Consider the following 21215-nt stretch of genomic DNA (forward strand, 5'->3'; position numbering starts at 1 on the left):
TCGCAATGACGAAGTATCTCGCCTGAGCAGCCCTCAGGCCGCGACGGCCTCGCGCTGCTTGGCCTCGAACTCGGCAGCTGCCAGAAAGCGCTCGGCATCGAGCGCGGCCATGCAGCCGGTGCCGGCCGCCGTCACCGCCTGGCGATAGATCTTGTCCATCACGTCGCCGCACGCGAAAACGCCGGGGACGGCGGTGCGCGAGCTGCCGGGCTCGACAGCCAGATAACCGTCGGCGTCAAGCGGCAGATGGCCCTTGAACAGATCCGTGGCCGGCTGGTGGCCGATCGCGACGAAGCCGCCATCGGTCTCGATATGACTGATCTCGCCGGTCACCATGTCCTTGAGGTCGAGGCCGACAAGCCCTTCGGGATCGCCGCCCGCGACGAAGCGGTCGACCGTCTTGTTCCACAGGACCTTGATCTTGGGATTGGCGAACAGCCGCTCCTGCAGGATGCGTTCGGCGCGGAAATGATCGCGGCGGTGGATGATCGTCACGTCGTCGCTGTGATTGGTGAGGTAGAGCGCTTCTTCGACCGCGGTGTTGCCGCCGCCGATGACCACGACCTTCTTGCCGCGATAGAAGAATCCGTCGCAGGTCGCGCAGGCGCTGACGCCCTTGCCGCGCAACAGTTCCTCGCTCTCCAGCCCCAGCCACTTGGCCTGAGCGCCCGTCGCGATCACCAGCGTCTCGCCTTCATAGACGTCGCCGCTGTCGCCGATCAGGCGGAAAGGCCGCTTCGACAGATCGACCGAGACGATCTGGTCCCACATCATACGCGTGCCGACATGCTCGGCCTGCGCCTGCATCTCCTGCATCAGCCAGGGCCCCTGGATGACATCGCGGAAACCGGGATAATTCTCGACGTCGGTGGTCGTCGTCAGCTGCCCGCCGGGCTGGATGCCCTGCACGACGATCGGCTCCAGCCCCGCGCGCGCGCCATAGATGGCGGCGGTGAGCCCTGCCGGCCCGGAGCCCAGAACCAGCATGCGGGTGGTGTGAATCTTGGTCATTGCCTGTCCGTCGGATGAAGAAGAATTGGACTTGGATGTAGGGATTGGCGCACGGTTCGGCAACAAGCAGCGCGGACAGCGCGGCGGCCCAAGGGAGAGACATGAGCGACCTGATTCTCGTCATCGACGAAGGCACGACATCGACCCGCGCGATGATCTTCGACTCCAGCGGCAAGCCGGTCGCGACGCATGGCTGCGAACTGACCCAGCACTACCCTGCCCCCGGCCTCGTCGAGCATGATCCCGCCGAAATCTGGGACAAGAGCATCGGTTCCGCCCGCGCCGCGATCGCCGAGGCAGGCGGCGTGGGCCGGATCGCCGCGATCGGCATCACCAACCAGCGCGAAACCATCGTCTTCTGGGACAAGGTGACGGGCGAGCCGCTGGCCCCCGCCATCGTCTGGCAGGATCGGCGCACCGCCGCGCGCTGCGCAGAACTGCGCGCCGAAGGGTATGAAACCTCGGTGCAGGCGCGCACCGGGCTGCTTCTCGATCCCTATTTCTCGGGCTCGAAGATCGGCTGGGCGCTGGAGAACTGGCCGCAGTTGCGCGCGGCTGGAGATCGCCTCGCTGTCGGCACCGTCGAATCCTGGCTGATCTGGAAAATGACCGGCGGCCTGCACGTCAGCGACGCGACCAACGCCTCGCGCACCGCGCTGATGGCGATCGGCAGCGGCGGCTGGGACGACGGGCTGTGCGACCTGTTCGGCGTGCCGCGCGCGATCCTGCCCGAGATCGTCGATTGCGCAGGACGCTTCGGCGAGACGTTGCCCGATCTGTTCGGCGCGCCCATTCCGATCTGCGGCATAGCCGGCGACCAGCAGGCCGCGACGATCGGCCAGGCCTGCCTGTCGCCCGGCGACACCAAGGCGACCTACGGCACCGGCGCCTTCGTGCTGACGGCGACCGGCGCCCGCCTGCCGACGTCGCACAACCGCCTTCTCGCCACCGTCGCCCATCAGATCGCGGGCCGGCGCCATTATGCGCTGGAGGGATCGGTATTCGTCGCGGGCAGCCTGATCAAATGGCTGCGCGACGATATCGGCCTGATCGGCAGCGCGGCGGAGACCGAGGCGATCACGCGCGGCGTGCCAGACAGCGGCGGCGTCTATCTCGTCCCCGCGCTCTCGGGCCTCGGCGCGCCCTGGTGGCGGCCCGAGGCGCGCGCGAGCCTGACGGGGATGAGCTTCGCCACGAGGCGCGACCATATCGTCCGCGCCGCGCTCGAAGCGATGGCGCACCAGACGCACGATCTGAAGACCGCCTTCGCCGCCGACGGTGCGGACTGGGCGCGGTTGCGCATCGACGGCGGCATGGCAGCGAACGACTGGATCGCGCAGGATCTGGCCGATATGCTTGCCATCCCGGTCGAGCGCCCAGCCTTCGTCGAGACGACGGCAATGGGCGCGGCGATGCTCGCGGGCGTCGGCATCGGCTGGTTCGCCTCGCTCGAAGAGGCGGCGGCGATGCGCGGCGCGACCCAGGCGTTCGAACCTGCGCTGGACGGCGAACAAAGGCTCAGGCGTCTCGAAGGCTGGGCGGTGGCGGTGCGCGGCGTGCTGGACGAATAGCTCAGGCGGCGGGCGCGGCGGGGTAGCTGGTCAGCACCTCGCCCAGCGCCTCCTCGAGCGGACCAAGCCAGCCGGCATAGTTCTTCCACTGCTCGGTGCCGTCACGGAAGATGGGCTGGCGCACCTGCTCGGCGCTCGGCGTCCTCACGCTGCGCCGGTTCTCGTGAAAACGCAGGCAGGCCTCGTCGAACGGCACCCCGAGATAGTCGAGCAGCGCGCGCGTCTCACCTTCCAGATCGTCGACCAGCCGCTCGTAGATCATGCGGTGGACGAAACCGGGCATCAGCCGATCCCACAGCGCCATCATCCGCACATAGTCGCCATAGAAGGCGCCGATGTCGCCCAGATCATAGGCATAGCTCTGTCCGCGCGCGAAATGCTGTTTGAACAGCGAGAAGCCGCAGGAGAGCGGATGGCGGCGCACGTCGATCACCTTCGCATTGGGCAGGATCAGCCGGATCAAGCCCGTCGCGAGGAAATTGAAAGGCAGCTTGTCGATGAAATAAGGCCTGTCCGTTTTGCGCTGCACGCGCGTGCGATCGATATAGTCCCGCCCCAGGGCCGCGAGCTTTTCGGGCGGCAGGTCGAGCAATATCTCGGGATAGGATGATCGGTCCGCACGCATCTTGCCGCCGCCAAGCTCACGGATGATCCGTTGCATGTCGGTCAGCTCCATCGTGCCTTCGATCAGCGGATGGCTGGAGAGGATCTGCTCGACGAGGGTCGATCCCGAACGCGGCATGCCAACGATGAAGATCGGATCGGGTGCGGGGCACCCCTGCCCCACCCGCTCGGCCAGAAATTGCGGCGTGAATACGCGCTCGGCGCGTTCCAGCTGGCGCGTAAGCTCCGCGCGCTCATGGTGGATGCTGGCGCGGCGCAGCCGGTTGCTCTCGGCATAATGGGTGAAGGACGCTTCATAGTCCCGCGCATCCTCGGCCGCCTTGCCCAGCGCGAAGCCGATATGGAAGCGGTCGTCGAGTCCGATGTCCTTACGGTCGAGCAGCGCACGCATCGCCGCCAGCTCCTCCCCGGAAAAGCGGAAAGTCTTGAGATTGGCGAGGTTCCAATAAGGCTCGCCGAGTGTCGGCCGCAGCGCGATCGCCTGGCGATAGGCCTCGATGCATCCCGGTATGTCGCCCTGCGTCTTGAGCGCATGGCCCAGCGTCATCCACACATGCGGATCGCGCGCATCGTCGGCGATCATCGCCCGGTACATGGCGATTGCACCCTCATAGTCACCGGTGCGGTCGAGGATCGACGCCTTCAGGTTACGATAGCCCGGATGCTTCGGATTGACGACGAGCAGGCGCTCGACCTCGCCCAGCGCCTCGCCGAGATCGTCGAGCCGATAATGGACGATCGCCTTGTTCTGGCGCGCCGGCTCATAATCGGGCGCGAGTTCGAGCGCGCGGCCGAACATGCGCAGCGCATCGCGATATTTGCCGGTCCGCGTCGCGATGTCGCCCAGGACGCGGATCGCGCCGATATCGGTCGGCGCCACCTTCAGCCGTTCGCGTACCAGCTTCTCGGTTTCGGCAAGCTGGTTGCCGAGCAGGGCGTTGGCGATCGCGATCGACTGCGGATCGTTCGCCGCGGTCTGGAGCGCCATCATATGCGCGGCGCCCCCGCCCTTCGCGTCGCCCATTGCGTGGCGCGTATCGGCAAGCGCGCGCCAGGCAAAGCCGTTCCCAGGCATCAGCCGCGTCGCCGAGATGAATGCCGCCGAAGCCTCGGTCAGGCGGCGCGCGCGCAGATGCGCGATGCCGGATGCCATGGCGTTGTCGAACGGGCTGAAGGACGCAGGTCGTGAAGTCATCGCCGCGATCAAGGCGCGCCGACCTATCGCTGTCAACCGCGCCGGCCGTGACAAGATGGTTTACCGGGAAATGGTAGCGGAGGAGGGACTTGAACCCCCGACACGCGGATTATGATTCCGCTGCTCTAACCAGCTGAGCTACTCCGCCCCGTTCGAGGCGCGCGATGTCACGCGGTGGGCGGCCTATAGGCAGAGTGTCCGCGCCGGTCAACCGGGTCGGCGGCCCCTGAACATTTGCCGCGCGATCGCTTCCCACGGGCCGCCGCGATAGCGCCACAGCGCCAGCCCGGCGATGGCGATCGGGCGGGGGTTGAAGTCCTGCGACAGCCGCTCGTGAAGCACCGCCGCTTGCCGGGGATCGGTCTTGTTCTGGATCGTCAGATGTGGCCGCCACGCCGCCTGATCCTGTGGCATCAGCAGCCCGTGCAGCGCATCGGCCATGCCGTCGCGCAGCGCCTCCAGCTCGGGCGAATCGATGCGATAGGCCACGCCGCCGCCAAACCGCATCGGCCCCGCCAGCCGCGCGCGCGGCGCAGCGGACTGCACGGCTTCCCGCGCCAGCGCGTTCACCTCGCCCAGCGCCGATGGCGGCAGATGGTGGAACAGCGTGACATGCGCCGGCACCAGATTGCGTTCGGCGGGAAAGTGCGCGCGGCGCAGCGCATCCGCCCAGGCGAAATCCGCATCGCCCAGCAGCGCAGTGAGAATGATCGGCGCGGCCCTACTCAAAAAACACGCTCCCGATCTGGCAAGGCCACCTCCCCCTCCCCAGATAGCGCGCTCAGGCGAGGAGGATGGGATGATCGATTTCTACACCGCGGCGACGCCCAACGGCTACAAGGTCGCGATCATGCTGGAAGAGGCCGGCATCCCCTATACGCCCCATTTCCTCAGCCTCGCCGCGAACGACCAGAAGACCCCCGAATTCCTCGCCATCAATCCCAACGGCCGCATCCCCGCGATCGTCGACGACGGCTTCCCGATCTTCGAATCGGGCGCGATCCTGATCCATCTTGCCGAAAAGAGCGGCCAGTTCCTCTCCGCCGACCCCAAGGCGCGCAGCGTCGCGATCCAGTGGCTGATGTGGCAGATGGGCGGCCTCGGCCCGATGATGGGCCAGCTCAACGTGTTCAGCCGCTATTTCCCCGAACATATCCCGGCGGCGATCGATCGCTACCGCCGCGAAAGCTATCGCCTGTTCGGCGTGCTCGAGACGCGGCTGGGGCAGGCGCCCTGGCTGGCGGGCGACGAGTATAGCATCGCCGATATGGCGAGTTGGCCCTGGGTAGCGATCCACAACTGGCCCGGCCTCAGCCTCGACGACTATCCGCGCCTCACCGAATGGCATGACCGGATCAGGGTGCGCCCCGCCGTCGAGCGCGCGTTGCAGGTCCCGCCGCGCGGCGACACCACCGATGAAGGTCGCGAAAAGCAGATCCAGTCGGCGCGGTCGATCCTGATCTGAGTATCGAAGCCCCCCGTTCGGGCTGAGCCTGTCGAAGCCCTCCCCTTCTTCCTTGGAAAGGAAGCAAGGGGCTTCGACAGGCTCAGCCCGAACGAAACTGTAATGGCCGCCCTAGATCTCGACCTGACTGCCCAGCTCGACCACGCGGTTGGTGGGCAGGCGGAAGAACTCCATCGCGCTTTCCGCGTTGCGCAGCATCCAGGCGAACAGCTTTTCGCGCCAGATCGCCATGCCCGGCCGCGACGACGGCAGCAAGGTCTGCCGCGCGAGGAAGAAGCTGGTATCCATCATCTTGATGTCGGGGCCGCAGCCGGTCAGCCGCTGGAGCGCCGCGGGCACGTCGGGTTCCTGCATGAAGCCGTATTTGACGACGAGGCGGTGGAAACCCCGCCCCAGATCCTCGAGCGCACAGCGCGTCTCGAGATCGACATAGGGCACGTCGGCGATCTTCACGGTCAGCAGGATGACGCGCTCGTGAAGCACCTTGTTGTGCTTCAGGTTGTGAAGCAGCGCGTGCGGCACGCCGTCCGGGGTCGAGGTCATGAACACCGCCGTGCCCGGCACGCGCGTCGCCGAATTGGCGGCCGATTCGATGAAGATCGAGATCGGCATGGCGCTTTCGCGCATCCGGTCGATCATCAGCTTGCGCCCCTTGGCCCAGGTGGTGAGCAAGGTGAAGACCACCGCACCGATGAACAGCGGGAACCAGCCGCCATCCGTCACCTTGGTCAGGTTGGACGAGAAATAAAGTCCATCGACCGTCAGGAACAGCACCAGCAGCAGCGCGGCGAGCGGCGCGGGCCAGTTCCACACACGGAACGCCAGCACGCCCAGCATGAAGGTGCTGATGAACATCGTGCCCGTCACCGCGATGCCATAAGCGGCGGCGAGGTTCGAGGATTCGCCGAAGATCAGAATCAGCAGCAGCACCATCACCATCAGCGCCCAGTTGATGACGGGGATATAGATCTGCCCAGCGGCCGATGCGCTGGTATGCTCGATCTTGAGGCGCGGCATCAGCCCGAGCTGGACGGCCTGCTGCACGACCGAGAAAGCGCCCGTGATGACCGCCTGGCTGGCGATGATCGTCGCAAGCGTCGCGAGGATGACCAGCGGCAGGCGGAGATTTTCCGGCGCCATCAGGAAGAAGGGATTCTCGACCGCCGCCGGGTTGGCGAGGATCAGCGCCGACTGGCCCAGATAGTTGAGCATCAGCGCGGGGAAGACGATGTAGAGCCAGGCGATGTTGATCGGCTTGCGCCCGAAATGCCCCATGTCGGCGTAAAGCGCCTCGGCGCCCGTCACCGCCAGCACCACCGAGCCGAGCGCGAGGAAAGCGAGCCGGGGATTGTCGCTGAAGAAGCGGAAGCCCCAGCGCGGGTCGAGCGCCTGCAATATCTGCGGCTGATCGACGATGTGGACTATGCCCAGCACCGCTATGGTCGCGAAATAGACGACCATGATCGGGCCGAACAGCCGGCCGACCTTTTCGGTCCCCGCCGCCTGCAGCCAGAAGAGGCCGACGAGGATGGCGACCGCGATCGGCAGCACCAGCGGCTTGAAGCCGCTCTGCACGATCGTGAGCCCCTCGACCGCCGACAGCACCGAGATGGCCGGCGTGATCATCGAATCGGCGAAGAACAGCGCCGTCGCGAGCACGCCGAGGATGACGAGGCTCGCCGTCCATCGCCCGCCCCCGATCTTGCGCGTGATGAGCGCGAGCAGCGCCAGGCTGCCGCCTTCGCCCTTGTTGTCGGCGCGCATGATCAGGAACACATATTTGAAGGTCACGATCAGCGTCAGCGACCAGAAGATCAGGCTGAGCACGCCGAAGATATGGAGCTGGTCCACCGCCAGCCGGTGATGGCCGATGAAGGTTTCCTTCAGCGCGTAGAGCGGGCTGGTGCCGATGTCGCCATAGACGACGCCGATCGCACCAAGCGCCATGAGCGCGAACGGCCCGCGCGGGTGATGATGCGATCCTTCGCCGCTGTCATGCGCGGTTGCGCCGGCGGCGGACTGATCCGCAATTGATTCGGTCATGAATGATACATTGGTTGCGATACGCGCATGGCAAGGATTGCCCCGGCGCCCCCTGTGGCGTCGGGCGGCGACGTAGCACCCCCTGACGCGTGCGGCAACCTCGCGACTCCGCTGCTCCCGTCATTGCGAGGAGGCGAAGCCGACGCGGCAACCCAGTATGATACCGACATTGGCTGGATTGCTTCGCTTCGCTCGCAATGACGGGGAAGGCGCCTGCTCAGTCCCCCGCCGCCAGCGTCCTGATCGTGAACTGGGTGACGAGGCGGTGGACGCCGGGCAGCGCCGACAGGATTTCGCGGTGGACGCGTTCGTAGCTGTCGTCGGACCGGATGAGCACCTTGATCAGATAGTCGGATTCGCCGCTCATCAGATGCGCCTCGCTGATCTGCGCGGTTTCGCGCAGCGCATCCTCGAACGCCATCATCGTCGCCTGGCGCTGGTCGACCAGCGTCACCGAGACGAAGACGGTAGATGGATTGCCCCGCGCCGCAGCCGACAGCCGCGCGCGATAGCCCAAAATGACGCCGCTTTCCTCCAGCGCCTTCACGCGCCGATGCGCCGCCGAGGGCGACAGGCCGACGCGCGCGCCGAGCTGTTCGCTAGTCAGCGCCGAGTCGGTCGCAAGCTGCGCGACGATCTTGCGATCGATCTGATCCATGCGGGATATTTATGCGATAATTGTGATAATTAAAAGATTATCACCTATATTCTCGTGTCATCCGCAACATCTTTGCGAGCCCTTCCCGCCAGATCCGCGCTAAAATGGCGCAAAGCCAATCGCAGGAGTGCCGCCAATGCGCGTCGGGGTGCCGAAGGAAATCAAGAATCACGAATATCGCGTCGGCCTCACGCCGCCGTCGGTTGCCGAGCTGGTGCGTCACGGCCACGAAGTGATCGTCGAGACCAATGCCGGCGCTGGCATCGACTTCAGCGATCAGGATTATGTCGAGGTCGGCGCACGCATCGTCGCCACGCCCGCCGAGGTTTTCGCGCAGAGCGACATGATCGTGAAGGTCAAGGAGCCGCAGCCGGGCGAGATCGCGCTGCTCGAGCCGCGCCATCTGCTCTTCACCTATCTCCACCTCGCTGCGGACAAGCCGCAGGCCGAAGGACTGATGAAGTCCGGCGCCACCTGCATCGCCTATGAGACGGTGACGGCGCGCGACGGATCGCTGCCGCTGCTCAAGCCGATGTCCGAAGTCGCGGGCCGCATGTCGATCCAGGTCGGCGCGCATTATCTGGAGAAGGAACAGGGCGGCCGCGGCGTACTGCTCGGCGGCGTGCCGGGCGTGGCCCCTGCCCGTGTCGCGATCCTCGGCGGCGGGGTCGCCGGCGTCAACGCGGCGCAGATGGCGGTCGGCATGCGCGCCGACGTGACCGTCTACGACATCTCCAATGCTCGCCTCGCCGAGCTCGACATGTTTTTCGGTTCGCAGATCAAGACCGCCTATGCCAGCCAGGCCGCGATCGCCGCGGCCGTCCAGCGCGCGCATCTGGTGATCGGCGCGGTGCTGATCCCCGGCGCCGCCGCGCCCAAGCTGGTCACGCGCGAGATGCTCAAGACGATGAAGCGCGGCTCGGTGCTCGTCGACATCGCGATCGATCAGGGCGGCTGTTTCGAGACGAGCCATGCGACCACGCACCAGGATCCGGTGTTCGAGGTCGAAGGCGTGATCCATTATTGCGTCGCCAACATGCCCGGCGCGGTTGCGCGCACATCGGCCTTCGCGCTCAACAACGCCACCCTGCCCTTCGCGGTGAAGCTCGCCAATCTCGGCGCCGAAGCCGCGATGGCCGCCGATCCGCACCTCGCGGCCGGCCTCAACGTGTCGGGCGGCCATATCCGCCATCGGGCCGTCGCCGAGGCCCTCGACCTTCCGTTCGTAGCGTAAGCGTAAAGATCGACGCCGGCCGTCCCCGGTTAGCCGGGGGCGGTCAGCGCGACTTCATATACAGGTCGAGCGCATTCAGCCGCTGCTCGACATCGGCGCGCCAGGGCGCATCCCTGGGCGATCGCGCCAGCAGCCCCGCCCAGCTCGCGCGCGCTTCATCGAACCGCCCCGATTGTGCGAGCGCCAGCCCCATGAAGAAAGGCGGCGCGGGCGATTGCGGCGAAAGCGCGGCCGCGCGCTGGTAGGCAAAGATGGCGGCGGGCGAGATCTGCCCCTCGGCATGCGCGACCAGCGCGTTGCCCAGCCCCACCCACAGATCGGGGCTTTTCGGATAGTCGCGCAGCCCGCGCCTGACGATGCCGACCGACGCCTCGGTCGCCCCGGCGCGCATCAGCCCTTCGGACGTGACCAGCCAGGCCACGTCCCCGCCGAAGCGAGGCCCCATGTCGCGCGCCTTGTCCAGCGCGTCCTCGTCGACCTTGGGCGCGGCGGCGCGCGGCCGGACCGGATGATCGGGCAGATAGGGGCTACCCTGCAGCGCATAGCCCGCCAGCCCCAGCGCGAGCGCCGCCAGCACCGGCTCGCGCGCCAGCCGCGGCAGCCCGCCGAAACGCCAGAGCAGCGCGCCTGCGATCACGGCAAGGGCAATGGCGGCGATCCAGCCCATCAGCGCCCCCGCTTCCTGAAACGCCCGCGCGCCACCCACGCCCCCGCCGCGATCAGCAACACGGGCGCAGCCCATAGCGGCCAGGTCACCGGCGCTGCGGTCGGCGCATAGCTCACCCAGTCGCCATAGCGCGCGATCAGCCAGCGCCGGATCGACTCCGTATCCTCACCCGCCGCCACGCGCCGGCGGATCATCGCGCGCATGTCGCCGGCCATCTCGGCGTCGCTGTCGGCGATCGACTGCCCCTGGCAGACCAGACAGCGGATCGTGCGCATCAGCGCGCTCGCTTTGGCCTCCTGCACGGGATCGGGAAGCTGCGTATTGGCATAGGCCGCACCGTCCATGCGCGAATCGGCGAGCAGCGGCGCGCCGAGCGACAAAAGCATCGCGAGTCCGATCCCAAAGCCCGTTCGTGTCGAGCAAAGTCGAGACACGCGCGCACGATGGCATACGTCTCTCGACGCCGCTCGGGACGACCGGAGCTCAGCCCCCCTCATCGCGCCGCCTCGATCGCCGCCATGATCTCGGGCACATCCTCTGGATTGATCGCGCCGATATGCTGGTGGCGGATCACGCCCCTGGCATCGACGACGAAGCTCTCCGGCACGCCCGACGAGCCGAAGGCCATCTGCACGCGCGAATCCCGATCGGCGCCGATCCGCTCGAAAGGATCGCCCCAGCGCGCAAGGAAGGCGGCGAGATCCTCGGGCCGGTCGCGGATCGCGATGCCTTCCACCACCACGCCGCGCTTCTTCAGCTCGCCCAATATCGGCGCCTCGGCGGCGCAGGGCACGCACCAGCTCGCGAAGATGTTGACGAGGCGCGGCCCGCCGCCGGTCAGCGCGGCGCTGTCCAGCCCGGGCTTGCCCGGCAGGGCCGGCGGCAGCGCGAAGACGGGCGCGGGCTTGCCGACCATCTTCGACGCGATGACATGCCCGCTGGGCCTCAGCAGCCCGAAGGCCACGAGCAGCACGAGCAGCGCGAAGACGGCAAGCGGCGCCCACAGCGCGACCTTCCTCATGCGTAGGCCCTCCGGTCGCGCGCCGCGCGCTCGCGCCGCAGCCGGCCCAGCAGCGTCAGCAGCCCGCCAAGAGCGATCAGGCCGCCTCCGGCCCAGATGCAGGTGACGAACGGCTTCCACCACATGCGCAGCTGCCAGCGCCCGTCGCTCCCCGCCTTGCCGAGAACGACATAAAGCTGTCCGTCGATCCGCGTCGCGATCGCGGACTCGCTCGTCTCGGTCGGCGGATCAGGGAAGTAGCGCGCCTGCGGATGCAGCGTGATCGGCGCGGCCGCGCCGCGCGTCGCGATCATCGTCGCCTCCAGCGCGGTCCAGTTCGGCCCCGCGACCGGATCGATCCCCGCAAAGCGCACGTTGAACGGGCCGACGCTCACCGTCTCGCCCGGCCGCGCGGCGACCAGCCGCTCGACGGTGAAGGCGCTGTCGCACGCCATGCCGAACAGGCTGACCGCGATGCCCAGATGCGCGGCCACCATCCCCCAGACGAACAGCGGCGTGCGGCGCAGGTTGCGCTTCCACAGCGGGGCAAGGCTCGCCACGCCGACGCCGACCGACAGGGCGAGGCCCAGCATCGTCATCACGCCCACCGGCGCGAGGATCGCAACGCAAGGCAGCACGATCAGCGACAGCGCGCCGGGCACCGCCAGCCGCCGCAGCACCGCCACGGCATCGTCGCGACGCCAGCGCATCAGCGGCCCTGCCGCCATCAGCGCGACAAGGATCAGCGCAGGCACGCCGGCGGCGAGATTGAAATAGGGCGGCCCGATCGACAGCGAATGGCCCATCGCCTCGGCGGCGATCGGATAGAGCGTGCCGATCAGTACGACGCCGAGGATCACCGTCAGCAGCAGGTTGTTGGCGACCAGCGCGCCTTCGCGGCTGACGAAATCGAAGCGCGCACCCTCCTTCACCGTCGCCGCACGCAAAGCGAACAGCGTCAGCGCGCCGCCGATATAAAGCGCGAGCAGCACGAGGATGAACGCCCCGCGCCGCGGATCGACCGCAAAGGCATGGACGCTGGTCAATATCCCGGACCGGACAAGGAAGGTGCCGATCATCGACATGGAGAATGCGACGACGGCCAGCATCACCGTCCAGGCGCGCAGTCCCTCCCGCGTCGCCAGCACCGTCACCGAATGGAGCAGCGCCGTCGCCGCCAGCCAGGGCATGAGCGACGCATTCTCGACCGGATCCCAGAACCACCAGCCGCCCCAGCCCAGCTCATAATAGGCCCAGTAGCTTCCCGCCGTGATCCCGATCGTCAGGAAGACCCAGGCGATCAGCACCCAGGGCCGCATCGCACGCGCGAACTCCGCGCCGACATCGCGCGTCACCAGCGCACCGACCGCGAAGGAGAAGGCGACCGAAAGGCCGACATAACCGATGTAAAGCGTCGGCGGATGGAAGGCGAGGCCGGGATCCTGCAACAGCGGGTTGAGCCCCAGCCCGTCGGCCGCCGCCGGATTCTGCCGCGCGAAGGGATTGGAGGCGAACAGCAGAAACGCGTAGAAACCGAGCCCGATCGCCGCCTGCGCGGCCAGCGTGGCGATCAGCGTGCGCTCGCCGATCCGCCGCTCGACGAAGCCGACGAGCCCGCCCGCAAAGGCCAGGATCGTCACCCACATCAGCATCGATCCCTCGTGGTTCCCCCACGCGCCGGCGACCTTGTAGATCATCGGCTTCATCGAATGGCTGTTCTCGGCAACCAGCTTCACCGACATGTCGGACTGAGCGAAGACGGTGATGAGGCAGGCGAAGGCGGTCAGCGCAAGCAGCCCCTGCACCACCGCCACGGGGCGCACCGCGACGCCCAGCACCTCTCCCTCGCCGCCCTTCAGCGCCAGCGCGCCCAGCACCAGCTGCAGCGCGGCAAGCGCCGCCGCCAGCCAAAGCGCTGCCAGGCCCATCTCGGCGATCATCGCGCGATCGTCTCGCTCTTATGCTCGGCGCCCGCCATCTGCGGCGGCATGTAGCGCTCGTCATGCTTGGCAAGGATGTTGTCGGCGACGAACAGCCCGTCGGGCTGGAAGCGTCCTTCGGCCACCACGCCCGATTTCTCCTTGAACAGATCGGGCACGATGCCGCGGAAGCGCACCGGCACCGTCGCATCGCCGTCGGCGACGCGGAAACGGATGGTCACGCCGTCGGGCTCGTGGACGATCGACTTGTCGACGACCATCCCGCCCAGCCGGATCGGCTTGCCCACCGGCGGGCCGCCCAGCCTCCGGATGTCCGCCGGCGAATAGAAATAGGCGGCCTGATCGCTCAGCGCCGACATGGCGAGCAGCCCCGCGCCGATCACCGCGCCGAGCGCGAGCAGCACGAGCACGAGCCGCTGATGCTTGGGCTTCAACGCCATCTCAGTCGCGGCGGCGAAGCTCGGCGGCCGCCTTCTCGGCCGCGCGCATCGTCGCCCAGGCCCAGATCGCCGTTCCCGCCGTCGCGCCGATGGTCAGCGCATAGACGATGATCACTGCATCCCACTGGCTCATGCGGCGGCCATCCGCTTCAGCCGCGCCTCGACCTTCGCGCCCGCCAGGATCGCGCGCATCCGCATCAGCACGATCGCGCCGAACAGGAAGCTGAAGCCCAGCGTGGTGAAGACGAGCGGGTAGAGGATCGCCGGATCGATCGTCGATCCGCTGAGCGTGATGCTCGGCTTCTGGTGCAGCGTGCGCCACCAGACGACCGACAGGTTGATGATCGGCAGGTTGACCGCGCCGACCAGCCCGAAGATCGCGGTCGCGCGGCTCACGCCGGTACGCTCGTCGCTCGCGCCCGCCAGCGCGATATAGCCGAAATAGAGGAAGAGCAGGACGAGCATCGAGGTCATCCGGCCGTCCCACTGCCACCACGTCCCCCAGGCCTTGTGGCCCCAGATCGATCCGGTCGCGAGGCAAAGCGCGGTGAACAGCGCGCCCGGCACGGCAATGGCGCGCGCCGCGACGCCGGCCAGCGGATGCCGCCAGACGAGCTGAACGAGGCTGGCGACCGCAAGGCTGGTCCAGCCCCCCATGCCCAGCCACGCAGCCGGCACATGGACGTAGAGGATGCGCACCGTCTCGCCCTGAAGATAGTCGGGCGGCGACCGGAACAGCCCCTCGAACAGCCCATAGGCGATCAGCGCGACGCCGATCGCGCCAAGCCACGGCGTCAGCGGGCGGGCGATCAACAGAAAGCGCTGCGGGTTGGCGAAGGCGTGCATCGAACGCCAAGCTCTAGAGCGATTTCCGGCCGGGTGGAACAGGCGACGGCGCAGAAATCGATTCCGTCATTGCGAGCGCAGCGAAGCAATCCAGTGCGATGTGTCCGGCATCCCTCTGGATTGCTTCGCTGCGCTCGCAATGACAAGAACGGCCGGGGCGTTCCGCCCCAGCCGCGCCTTCGTCAGAAGCGTCCGATCAGCCGCTGCGCGATGCGATCGGCGACCATTGCGGCGGGATCGCCGGTTTCGGCGCTTTCCTGCCACACCTGATCGAGCCGCTCGGGGATCTTCGCGATCCGCGCCTCGACCTCGGCCTGGTCGCCCTGGCCGATATATTCGAGCGCGACGTTGATGATGCCGCCCGCGTTGATCACATAATCGGGCGCGAACAGGATGCCGCGATCGTGGATGCGCTGGCCATCCTCGTTGGTGGCGAGCTGGTTGTTCGCGCCGCCCGCGACGACGGGGACGCGCAGCGCCGCGATCGAGTCAGCGGTCAGCACGGCACCCAGCGCGCAGGGGCTGAGGATGTCGGCCTCGACCGTCATGATCGCATCCTTGTCGATCGCGGTCGCGCCCAGCTCCTCGGCCAATGCCTTGGCCTTCGCGCCCTCGAAATCGGCGATGGTCAGCCTGGCGCCATCCTTGGCCAGCAGCCGGGCGAGCCCGCCGCCGACGCTGCCGACGCCCTGGATCGCGACATGGACGCCGGCCATGTCGGCCTTGCCCAGCGCGCGCTTCGCCGCAGCCTTGACGCCCAGATAGACGCCCATGGCCGTGAACGGGCCGGGATCGCCGCCCGCATTGCCCTTCTCGACCGGCAGGCCCGAGACATAGCGCGTCTGCTTGGAGATCGAGACCATGTCAGTCGCCGAAATGCCGACATCCTCGGCCGTGACGTAGCGGCCGCCAAGCGAATCGACCGCGCGGCCGAAGGCGGCGAGCATCGCCGGCGTCTTGGTGCGCTCGGCATTCGCCAGCAGCACGGCCTTGCCGCCGCCCAGCGGCAGCCCCGCCATCGCATTCTTGTAGCTCATGCCGCGCGACAGGCGCAGCGCATCCGTAATGGCGTCGTTGGTGCGCGGATAATGCCAGAAACGAGCGCCGCCGGCCGCCGGGCCAAGCGTCGTCGAGTGAATCGCAATCACCGCGTCAAGACCGGACTTCGAATCGCGGAAAAGGTGAACGCCCTCATGATCGTCGAAATCGGGGAAATCCCAGGCCACGCCAATATCCCTGCCATTTGGGGAGGAAAATGGGGCGATCGACGGGACTTGAACCCGCAACTTCCGGCATCACAAGCCGGCGCTCTAACCAATTGAACTACGATCGCCATGGCGACCGGAACGGCCGCGCGGGCGCACATAAGGTGCAGGCCCCCTAAAGGTCAAGCGAAGCGACTTGACCCTGACAAGTTAGTTGGCAACCACGCGCAGGCTCATCGAAGGAATCCCATGCTCCGCGACGATAACGAGATCGCAGCGACCATCGGCGCCAATGCCGGGGTCCAGCGTGTTCCCTCCCCCAAGCTGACCCTGTTCATGGCGCGCAGCTTCATGTCGGCGGAGGAATGCGCGGACATCTGCGCCCAGATCGACGACCGTCGGCGCCCCTCGACCATATCCGACTATAATGGCGACGACGCCTTCCGGACGAGCGAGACCTGCGATCTCGATTCCGCCGATCCGCTCGTCGCGGCGATCGATGCACGGATCATCGCCTTCACGGGCCTCGATCTGGCGCACGGCGAGCCTATGCAGGGCCAGCGTTACGCCATCGGCCAGGAGTTCAAGGCGCATACCGACTATTTCGAGCCGCAGGGCGCCGATTTCGCCACCTATTGCTCGGTCGCGGGCAACCGCACCTGGACGGTGATGATCTATCTGAACGAACCCGAGGCGGGCGGCGCGACGCGCTTCAAGGCGATCGACAAGACCGTCCAGCCCGAGACCGGCAAGCTGCTTGCCTGGAACAATCGCCGGCCGAACCTGACGCCCAACCCCTCCACGCTCCATCACGGGATGAAGGTGCGCGCGGGGACCAAATATGTGATCACCAAATGGTTCCGCGAACGCCCCTGGGGCTGAGCGCCGGTTCCGGCAAGCTCAAACGGAAAGGGCCGCTCTCGCTGGAGAGCGGCCCTTCCTTTTTGACTGCCTCGCGCTTCAGAACTTCAGGTTGAGCCCGAGCGAGAAGGACGTGCCGACGTCGTAGAGGTTATAGTAGATGCGGTTGGTGCCCGACTGCTGATATTCGCTGTACTTCTGCTGCGTCAGGTTGCGCGCCTCGAACTTCAGCTCGCTCTCGATGCCGAACAGCTTGATGCCCTGCCGCGCGACGAAGTCGATGCGGATGCCCGGATGCTCCTTCACGTCGGGCTGGCCCGAAGGACCGCGCGTGGTGACGCGCGGGCTGGCATAGGTGAACAGCAGCGTCTGCTGCGACAGCCTGTCGGTATCCTCGAGGCCAACCTGCAGGTTGACCAGATGGTCCGACTGGCCGGTGAGCGGCGATCCGTTGCGGAAATATTCGTTCGCCGGATGCGACACGCCGTTGATCACGGTCGTGTCGCCGGCGCCGACCTTCAGCTTCGACTGCGTGAAGGTATAGTTGCCGATCAACACCGCGCGCCGCGTCGAGAAGAAGGTCGAGTCCGACCAGCCCGACAGATCGATATATTTCTGCGCCTCGACCTCGAAGCCCCACAGCGTCGCCTTCGGCGCATTGGCATAGCTGGTGGTGATTTCAGAACTGAACACCGACGAATAGGCTTCGATCGGCTTGTCGATGCTCTTGAAGAAGCCGGCCGCCGTGATGCGCTGGTCCTTAGCGAAGAACCATTCGTAGCGCGCCTCGGCGTTCCACAGCTTGCTGTCCACAAGCGAGGGGTTGCCCTGATAGGTACGGTTGGAATCGGTATCGATGTAGACCTGACGGATCAGCTCACGGAACTGCGGACGGGCCAGCGTGCGCGAACCGTTGAGGCGGACCTGCATGTCAGGTGCGACGTCGATCGTCGCAGTGATCGCCGGTAGCCAGTAATCCTTTTTCAGCCGCGTATTGAAGTCGGGGCTGAGGCCGGTGTGGAAGATGTCGACTGCGTTGACCGTCTGCAGGCCATGCTCGAAGCGGACGCCCGCCGTCACGTTCACCTGCGGGATCACCTGCGCGATGATCTGGCCGTAGCCGGCGTTGACGGTCAGGCCGGCGTCGAAGGCCGCAGTGCCGTCGTTCGCCGAGGTTTCCTGCAGCACGATGCCGTAGGTCTGGATCGTGTAGTCCGACAGCAGATAGTCCGGGCGAAGCTGGATCACCGAAAGCGGCAGGTTGGTGCCGCGATACTGGAAGGCGCGGCGGACCGAGGTACGCTTGGTGTCCGAATAGGCGTAGCCGACGCCCAGCTTGATGTCCTGATTGACCTTGTAGCCTAGGTCGATGCCGCCCGACCACAGATCCTCGTTCAGGTTGCTGAACGCGATCGTCGCGTCGCCGCGGTTGCCGCCCAGGTCGTTGACGTAACGGCTGCCGGTGGGATCGGCGGGCTGGTTGGTGCGGACATAGGTGAAGCCGCGTTCATAAGGCGCGTTGCGCTTCGAATTGGCATAGCCGCCGCGCACGTCGACGCTCAGATCATCGAACTTGAACTCGCCGACCAGCTGGGTGTCGATCAGCTGGCGCTCGTACCAGGCCGTGGTCTGCTTCATGATGTCGCGGCCTTGCTGGTTCTCGTCGGTACCGACGGCCAGGCTCGCCTGCTTGAGCGTGTCGCGAATATAGAGGTTAGTCCAGCGCAACTTGTGGTCGCCGAACTCGGCGCCGAAGCCCAACAGGCCGTTCACCACGACGCGATTGTTGGTGATGACGCTGGTGTAGCTGGTCTGCGGCGGCCCCGACAGGTCGGCGTTCAGCGAAAGCTGCTGAAGCGTCTGGCGCGTGCGCCACTTGTTGTCGATGCCCGCCGTCGCGATGACGCCGATCGTCGCGCCACCCGTGTCGAACGACGTGCCTGCGCTGAAATTGCCCGAGAAATTGACGGGTATGTCGTTATTCTTCTGGAGCAGCGTGGTCGGCGCATTGACGAGGCTCGACGCGATCAGTCCGAGTTGCTGGCGCGTGAAGTCCGCGCCCTCGAGGATCGGCTTGCCGCTGTCGAGCGCATCCTTGAACAGGCCGGGCTTTTTGCGCGTGCCGTCGTCGAAGCCCGACCAGTCATAGTCGCCACCATAATAGGTGTAGCCCAGGCGGCCGGTGGTCTCGGTGTCGCCGCTGATGCTGGCACCGATGTTGAAGAAGCCCTCGCGCGGGATGGCGATCGTGGTGAGGTTGATCACGCCGCCGCCGAACTCGCCGGGAAAGTTGACCGAATAACTCTTCTGGACGAGCGATGAGGCAATGACCTCGGTCGGAAAGATGTCGAGCGGAACGACGCGCTTCAGCGGTTCGGGGCTGGGCAGCGGCGAACCGTTGAGCAGCGCGAGCGAATAGCGGTCGCCAAGGCCGCGGACATAGACGAAGCCGTTGCCGACAACGCTGAGGCCGGTCACGCGCTGCAGTGCGCCGGCGATGTCGCCTTCACCCGTACGCGCAATGTCGGCGGTCGACAGCACCGACACGACCTGCGGCGCGGACTGGACGACGTTGGTGATCGCACGACCCTGGACGACGATGTCGGCGTCACCGCCGGGGATCGAGACGTCGACGGGCTGTTCGTCGGCCTGCGCCTGCGCACCCGGCGCGGCGGTCGGCGCGCTCTGGGGGGCCGGCTCGGCGGACTGCGCGATCGCGGCAGCCGGCCAGGCGGTGGAAATCAGGAGCAAGCTCGCCAGAGAAAGCGGCTTCGACATGGATGGTCCCCCCGGGAAAACGGAAAAAGGTGAGGCGACGGGGGTCCCGCCGCCTCACCGCATCAAAGGTCAGTTGGTCGGCAGGCTGGTGCAGGCACCGCTCAGCGCGCCGAAATTCGCGGTCGCGGAGTTGCAGGTCCAGCCGGCATACCAGGTGTCGGCGGCATCCTTGACCGCGCCGATATAGCTCGTCTTCACGAAGAAGGCCGTCGAGTCATTCAGCGTGGTCTGGTCGAACGCCGGCACTGCCGTTTCGTTCACGCCGTTGACGTAGATGCTGGCCAGCGTCGAAGCGAGTGCCGCATTATTGTTTGTGCCGGCGTTGAAGATCGTCTGCACGTCAGCCGTCGTCGCACCGCTGGTGCCGCTGAACGGCGTGGTGCAGCCGCTGAACACCACCGAGTTGAACTTCGGCGGGCCAGCCTCGTCCTTGGTCGAGTCGGCGGCCTGGATCACGGCGGCGCCGTTCATGCGCAGGCAGGTCTGGCCCGCCGGCGTCACCATGATGCCGTTGACCATCGTATAATCGGTGCCGCCGCGCAGCAGGATCGCCGCAGCATTGGAGTTGCCGACCACGCGGCTGACGAAGGTGAAGTTCGACAGACGGACATTCTGGCGCGGCTTCGCGTCTTCGTTGCCGTTCGAGTCGGCCTCGATCATCGAGTCACCCAGCGTGCCGCCGGCGCGCTGCACGGCGATCACGAACTGGATGAAGCCCTTGTAGCCGACATCGGTATCGAGGTTGTCGTCTTCGTTCCCGGTCAGGACCAGGTAGCGCATGTTCGGACGACCGCCGAACACCTCGATGCCGTCATCCGAGCTGTTGTGGATCTGGATGTGATCGAGCTGGGTGCCCGAGCCGACGCCCGACGGGGTCAGGCCCTGAAGTTCCTTGTCGGCCGACAGGATGTAGCCCGAATAGCGGATCTGGACATAGCTCATGCGGCCGCTGTTGTCGGCCGGCTGCGCGCCACCATAAAGCGCATTCGAAGTGCCTTCGGTATCGCGTTCGCAGGCCACAGTGCCTTCGGCGGCGCCCGGCGCGAGGCAGTCAGTGATCGGCGCGCGGCCGAGCAGGACGACGCCGCCCCACATCTGCGACGACTGGTCGTCCACCGTACCGGTGACGTTGCCGCGACCGGTGAAGATGATGGGCTGGCTCGCGGTGCCGACCGCGTTGATGCGGTTGCCGCGGTTGACCGCGAGATAGGAAACGCCGGTCGCGCCGAAGATGATGACGCCGGGGTCGATCGTCAGCGTGACGGCGGTGTTGGTGCTCGCGGCGCCCTGGTCGGTGCCGACATCGACGCGGCCAGGGAGCGCGTAAAGCACGCCCTTCACCTTGGGCACCTGCGTGTCCGCGGTGAAACGCGCCGGGAAATTGCAGACGCGCCAGGTGCCGGTCGGGCCGTCGATCGTGCCGGCATCGGTAAAGACGCCGCCCGGGCAGGTGCCGGGCGTGACCGTCGTCGGGGTGGGCGTCGGGGTCGGGGCCGGAGTCGGCGTGGGGGTCGGCGTCGGGAGAATGATGCCGCCTTCGCCCGGCGACGCCACATCGTCGGCGCCGCAGGCAGCCAGCGGAAGCGCGGCGCCGATCATGAGAAGCAGTCGAATCCGAGACATCGGGACCCCCGTAAAGGTTTGAGAAAATCATTGCCCAAGGCCGACCGTCGGCCG

At 66.6% G+C, this 21215-nt stretch carries 19 protein-coding genes and 2 tRNA genes; 4 read left to right on the forward strand and 17 right to left on the reverse strand.

What is annotated here, in order from left to right:
• Nucleotides 1–33: 33 nt before the first annotated feature.
• Nucleotides 34–1011: a thioredoxin-disulfide reductase gene (gene trxB / locus AC3WT0_RS07470; RefSeq protein WP_492752713.1), complete on the reverse strand. Its 978-nt coding sequence runs from the start codon at nt 1009–1011 to the stop codon at nt 34–36.
• Between the two features lie 101 nt (nt 1012–1112).
• On the opposite strand from trxB, the gene glpK reads away from it, so the two are divergent.
• On the forward strand, nt 1113–2582 hold the full coding sequence (gene glpK, locus AC3WT0_RS07475; protein WP_492752715.1) for a glycerol kinase GlpK: 1470 nt from the start codon (nt 1113–1115) through the stop codon (nt 2580–2582).
• 1 nt (nt 2583) lies between these two features.
• Here the strand turns inward: glpK and AC3WT0_RS07480 are convergent, their stop codons facing one another.
• From AC3WT0_RS07480 to AC3WT0_RS07490, 3 genes are all read right to left on the reverse strand, one after another.
• Nucleotides 2584–4401, reverse strand: coding sequence for a tetratricopeptide repeat-containing sulfotransferase family protein (locus AC3WT0_RS07480; RefSeq protein WP_492752718.1), 1818 nt, complete (start codon nt 4399–4401; stop codon nt 2584–2586).
• Nucleotides 4402–4472: 71 nt separating this feature from the next.
• Nucleotides 4473–4549 (reverse strand) — tRNA-Met (locus AC3WT0_RS07485).
• Between the two features lie 59 nt (nt 4550–4608).
• Complete coding sequence (locus tag AC3WT0_RS07490; RefSeq protein WP_492752719.1) at nt 4609–5130, reverse strand: 2'-5' RNA ligase family protein; 522 nt, start codon at nt 5128–5130, stop codon at nt 4609–4611.
• Nucleotides 5131–5200: 70 nt separating this feature from the next.
• Here AC3WT0_RS07490 and AC3WT0_RS07495 point away from each other — a divergent pair, with 70 nt between their 5' ends.
• Nucleotides 5201–5866: a glutathione S-transferase family protein gene (locus tag AC3WT0_RS07495; RefSeq protein ID WP_492752720.1), complete on the forward strand. Its 666-nt coding sequence runs from the start codon at nt 5201–5203 to the stop codon at nt 5864–5866.
• Nucleotides 5867–5977: 111 nt separating this feature from the next.
• Here the strand turns inward: AC3WT0_RS07495 and AC3WT0_RS07500 are convergent, their stop codons facing one another.
• On the reverse strand, nt 5978–7897 hold the full coding sequence (locus AC3WT0_RS07500) for a potassium transporter Kup (RefSeq protein WP_492752923.1): 1920 nt from the start codon (nt 7895–7897) through the stop codon (nt 5978–5980).
• Between the two features lie 229 nt (nt 7898–8126).
• Nucleotides 8127–8567, reverse strand: a complete 441-nt coding sequence (locus tag AC3WT0_RS07505; protein ID WP_492752721.1) for an Lrp/AsnC family transcriptional regulator — start codon at nt 8565–8567, stop codon at nt 8127–8129.
• Nucleotides 8568–8703: 136 nt separating this feature from the next.
• Here AC3WT0_RS07505 and ald point away from each other — a divergent pair, with 136 nt between their 5' ends.
• A complete protein-coding gene (ald, locus tag AC3WT0_RS07510; RefSeq protein ID WP_492752724.1) occupies nt 8704–9801 on the forward strand; it encodes an alanine dehydrogenase in 1098 nt (365 codons plus the stop codon).
• 43 nt (nt 9802–9844) lie between these two features.
• On the opposite strand, the gene AC3WT0_RS07515 is transcribed toward ald, so the two are convergent.
• From AC3WT0_RS07515 to AC3WT0_RS07555, 9 genes are all read right to left on the reverse strand, one after another.
• Nucleotides 9845–10468 (reverse strand): tetratricopeptide repeat protein, encoded by a 624-nt coding sequence (locus AC3WT0_RS07515; protein ID WP_492752726.1) that lies wholly within the window; start codon nt 10466–10468, stop codon nt 9845–9847.
• Complete coding sequence (locus AC3WT0_RS07520) at nt 10468–10854, reverse strand: cytochrome c-type biogenesis protein (protein WP_492752728.1); 387 nt, start codon at nt 10852–10854, stop codon at nt 10468–10470. The genes AC3WT0_RS07515 and AC3WT0_RS07520 overlap by 1 nt, the downstream gene beginning before the upstream one ends.
• A gap of 107 nt (nt 10855–10961) precedes the next feature.
• Nucleotides 10962–11489: a DsbE family thiol:disulfide interchange protein gene (locus AC3WT0_RS07525; protein WP_492752730.1), complete on the reverse strand. Its 528-nt coding sequence runs from the start codon at nt 11487–11489 to the stop codon at nt 10962–10964.
• On the reverse strand, nt 11486–13408 hold the full coding sequence (locus AC3WT0_RS07530; RefSeq protein ID WP_492752732.1) for a heme lyase CcmF/NrfE family subunit: 1923 nt from the start codon (nt 13406–13408) through the stop codon (nt 11486–11488). The genes AC3WT0_RS07525 and AC3WT0_RS07530 overlap by 4 nt, the downstream gene beginning before the upstream one ends.
• On the reverse strand, nt 13405–13842 hold the full coding sequence (ccmE, locus tag AC3WT0_RS07535) for a cytochrome c maturation protein CcmE (protein ID WP_492752734.1): 438 nt from the start codon (nt 13840–13842) through the stop codon (nt 13405–13407). Before ccmE ends, AC3WT0_RS07530 begins: the two co-directional genes overlap by 4 nt.
• A gap of 7 nt (nt 13843–13849) precedes the next feature.
• Complete coding sequence (locus AC3WT0_RS07540) at nt 13850–13981, reverse strand: hypothetical protein (RefSeq protein WP_492752737.1); 132 nt, start codon at nt 13979–13981, stop codon at nt 13850–13852.
• Nucleotides 13978–14694: a heme ABC transporter permease CcmC gene (gene ccmC, locus AC3WT0_RS07545; RefSeq protein WP_492752740.1), complete on the reverse strand. Its 717-nt coding sequence runs from the start codon at nt 14692–14694 to the stop codon at nt 13978–13980. Before ccmC ends, AC3WT0_RS07540 begins: the two co-directional genes overlap by 4 nt.
• A gap of 182 nt (nt 14695–14876) precedes the next feature.
• Nucleotides 14877–15926: a Glu/Leu/Phe/Val family dehydrogenase gene (locus AC3WT0_RS07550; RefSeq protein WP_492752924.1), complete on the reverse strand. Its 1050-nt coding sequence runs from the start codon at nt 15924–15926 to the stop codon at nt 14877–14879.
• A 24-nt stretch (nt 15927–15950) separates the two neighbouring features.
• Nucleotides 15951–16027 (reverse strand) — tRNA-His (locus AC3WT0_RS07555).
• A 121-nt stretch (nt 16028–16148) separates the two neighbouring features.
• On the opposite strand from AC3WT0_RS07555, the gene AC3WT0_RS07560 reads away from it, so the two are divergent.
• Nucleotides 16149–16781 carry a prolyl hydroxylase family protein gene (locus AC3WT0_RS07560; protein ID WP_492752742.1) on the forward strand — a complete coding sequence of 211 codons (633 nt, stop codon included), beginning with the start codon at nt 16149–16151 and terminating at the stop codon, nt 16779–16781.
• A 78-nt stretch (nt 16782–16859) separates the two neighbouring features.
• On the opposite strand, the gene AC3WT0_RS07565 is transcribed toward AC3WT0_RS07560, so the two are convergent.
• On the reverse strand, nt 16860–19538 hold the full coding sequence (locus tag AC3WT0_RS07565) for a TonB-dependent receptor plug domain-containing protein (RefSeq protein WP_492752743.1): 2679 nt from the start codon (nt 19536–19538) through the stop codon (nt 16860–16862).
• A gap of 69 nt (nt 19539–19607) precedes the next feature.
• Nucleotides 19608–21161 carry a beta-helix domain-containing protein gene (locus AC3WT0_RS07570; RefSeq protein ID WP_492752745.1) on the reverse strand — a complete coding sequence of 518 codons (1554 nt, stop codon included), beginning with the start codon at nt 21159–21161 and terminating at the stop codon, nt 19608–19610.
• Between the last annotated feature and the right edge of the window lie 54 nt (nt 21162–21215).

The organism is Sphingomonas sp. EU05-FHT14C10, assembly GCF_058790595.1.

What these genes read in the sequence shown, in the direction of transcription:
- AC3WT0_RS07515 (WP_492752726.1), bottom strand. Translation starts at nt 10,468, where the DNA reads ATGGGCTGGATCGCCGCCATTGCCCTTGCCGTGATCGCAGGCGCGCTG.
- AC3WT0_RS07480 (WP_492752718.1), bottom strand. Translation starts at nt 4,401, where the DNA reads ATGACTTCACGACCTGCGTCCTTCAGCCCGTTCGACAACGCCATGGCA.
- AC3WT0_RS07570 (WP_492752745.1), bottom strand. Translation starts at nt 21,161, where the DNA reads ATGTCTCGGATTCGACTGCTTCTCATGATCGGCGCCGCGCTTCCGCTG.
- AC3WT0_RS07530 (WP_492752732.1), bottom strand. Translation starts at nt 13,408, where the DNA reads ATGATCGCCGAGATGGGCCTGGCAGCGCTTTGGCTGGCGGCGGCGCTT.
- glpK (WP_492752715.1), top strand. Translation starts at nt 1,113, where the DNA reads ATGAGCGACCTGATTCTCGTCATCGACGAAGGCACGACATCGACCCGC.
- ald (WP_492752724.1), top strand. Translation starts at nt 8,704, where the DNA reads ATGCGCGTCGGGGTGCCGAAGGAAATCAAGAATCACGAATATCGCGTC.
- AC3WT0_RS07495 (WP_492752720.1), top strand. Translation starts at nt 5,201, where the DNA reads ATGATCGATTTCTACACCGCGGCGACGCCCAACGGCTACAAGGTCGCG.
- AC3WT0_RS07565 (WP_492752743.1), bottom strand. Translation starts at nt 19,538, where the DNA reads ATGTCGAAGCCGCTTTCTCTGGCGAGCTTGCTCCTGATTTCCACCGCC.
- AC3WT0_RS07520 (WP_492752728.1), bottom strand. Translation starts at nt 10,854, where the DNA reads ATGCTTTTGTCGCTCGGCGCGCCGCTGCTCGCCGATTCGCGCATGGAC.
- AC3WT0_RS07540 (WP_492752737.1), bottom strand. Translation starts at nt 13,981, where the DNA reads ATGAGCCAGTGGGATGCAGTGATCATCGTCTATGCGCTGACCATCGGC.
- trxB (WP_492752713.1), bottom strand. Translation starts at nt 1,011, where the DNA reads ATGACCAAGATTCACACCACCCGCATGCTGGTTCTGGGCTCCGGGCCG.
- AC3WT0_RS07505 (WP_492752721.1), bottom strand. Translation starts at nt 8,567, where the DNA reads ATGGATCAGATCGATCGCAAGATCGTCGCGCAGCTTGCGACCGACTCG.
- AC3WT0_RS07525 (WP_492752730.1), bottom strand. Translation starts at nt 11,489, where the DNA reads ATGAGGAAGGTCGCGCTGTGGGCGCCGCTTGCCGTCTTCGCGCTGCTC.
- ccmC (WP_492752740.1), bottom strand. Translation starts at nt 14,694, where the DNA reads ATGCACGCCTTCGCCAACCCGCAGCGCTTTCTGTTGATCGCCCGCCCG.
- AC3WT0_RS07560 (WP_492752742.1), top strand. Translation starts at nt 16,149, where the DNA reads ATGCTCCGCGACGATAACGAGATCGCAGCGACCATCGGCGCCAATGCC.